Annotated in this window: 1 protein-coding gene; it reads left to right on the top strand. The window is 72.3% G+C overall.

Features of this window, described 5'->3' with window-relative positions; genetic code table 11:
• Positions 1–15 precede the first annotated feature (15 nt).
• Positions 16–1,684 (top strand): alpha-L-fucosidase (locus ACFW1A_RS40380; protein WP_380418703.1); only part of this gene is annotated, 1,669 nt, incomplete at its 3' end.

The raw sequence follows: 1,684 nt of genomic DNA, 5'->3' as shown, positions 1-1,684 counted from the left end.
ACCGACGGCGCCGCCCTGCACAACACCGCGACCACCGCCGACATCGGCATCGGCAACGACGTCCACCCCAGCGCCCTGACCCGCGGCCTGCACGGAACCGTCGGCGAGGCCGACTACACCACCTTCACCGGCCCGTTCCGCACCGCCCTGCTCCAGCACGTCACCCCGTGCGTCACCGACCCCTCGACCGTCCAACCCGCCGGCACCATCGCCCTGCTGCCGAACGAGTGCGCCGACAGCGTGATCGCCAAGGCCGCGCAGGTCCGCCCCGATCCGCGCCAGGTCGCCTGGCAGCGCGGCGGGCCGATGGCCTTCCTGCACTTCGGCGTCAACACCTTCACCGGCCTGGAGTGGGGCACCGGGACCGAGGACCCGAACGTCTTCCAGCCCACCGGCCTGGACACCGACCAGTGGGCGCAGACCCTCAAGGCCGACGGCTTCGCCGGGGCGATCCTGACCGTCAAGCACCACGACGGCTTCCTGCTCTACCCGTCCCGGTACAGCAACCACTCAGTGGCGTCGAGCAGTTGGGACGGCGGCAAGGGCGACGTGCTGCGCAGCTTCGCCGACTCGATGCACAAGTACGGTCTGCGGGTCGGGGTCTACATCTCCCCGGCCGACGAGAACCAGTACGCGAACGGCGTCTACGCGAACGGCAGCGCCCGCACCGCGCGCACCGTCCCGACCCTGGTCCCCGGCGACGACCGCGCCGGCAAGGGCCTGCCGAGCTACACCCTGCCCGCCGACGACTACGGCGCCTACATGCTCAACCAGCTCTACGAAGTGCTCACCCAGTACGGCACCGTCGACGAGGTCTGGTTCGACGGCGCGCAGGGGCGGATCCCGGCCGACAAGGTGGAGTCCTACGACTTCGACAGCTGGTACGAGCTGATCCGCGCGCTCGCCCCGCAGGCCGTCATCGCCAACGAGGGTCCCGACGTCCGCTGGGTCGGCAACGAGAGCGGCGTGGGCCGGCAGAACGAGTGGTCCGTGCTGCCCAGCACCGCGCAGGCCGACGGCAAGCCCAGTCCGACCGCCGACTACAGCGCCGCCGACATGGGCAGCCGGGCTGTGCTGGCCACCGCCGGCGCCGACGCGACCCAGCTCTCCTGGTACCCCTCGGAGACCGACGTCAGCATCCGCCCCGGCTGGTTCTACCACTCCGCCCAGGACGGCCAGCTCAAGACGGTCGGTCAGCTGACCGACATCTACCGGCAGTCCCAGGGGCGCGACTCGCTGCTGCTGCTGAACGTCCCGCCGAACCAGGCCGGGCAGCTGGCACCGGGAGACGTGGCCCGGCTGAACGACTGGCACGCCGACCTCACCCGGCTCTTCTCCGACGACCTGGCCCGGGCGGCCACCGCCACCGCCACGGACACCGCCCCCGGCTCCTCCCCCGCCAACGCCCTCGACGGCTCGCCCGACACCGCCTGGCAGACGGGCGGCGGCGTGCCCGCCACCCTCACCGTCGACCTCGGTGCCGCCGAGCGGGTGGACACCGTGGCCGCCGCCGAGGACATCCGCCAGGGCCAGCAGATCGACTCCTTCACCGTCGAGTACCAGGACGCCACCGGCGCCTGGGTCCCGATCCCCACCGCCGAGCAGACCCTCTCCGTCGGCGCCGGACGCATCCTGCCGCTGACCACCCCGGTCACGGCGCAGCGCATCCGCCAGACCGTCACCC

The sequence above is a fragment of the Kitasatospora sp. NPDC058965 genome (assembly GCF_042741245.1).
Classification (GTDB): Bacteria; Actinomycetota; Actinomycetes; order Streptomycetales; family Streptomycetaceae; genus Kitasatospora.
The sequence above is the reverse complement of the archived record's forward strand: the minus strand, read 5'-3'. Positions and strand labels throughout refer to the sequence as shown.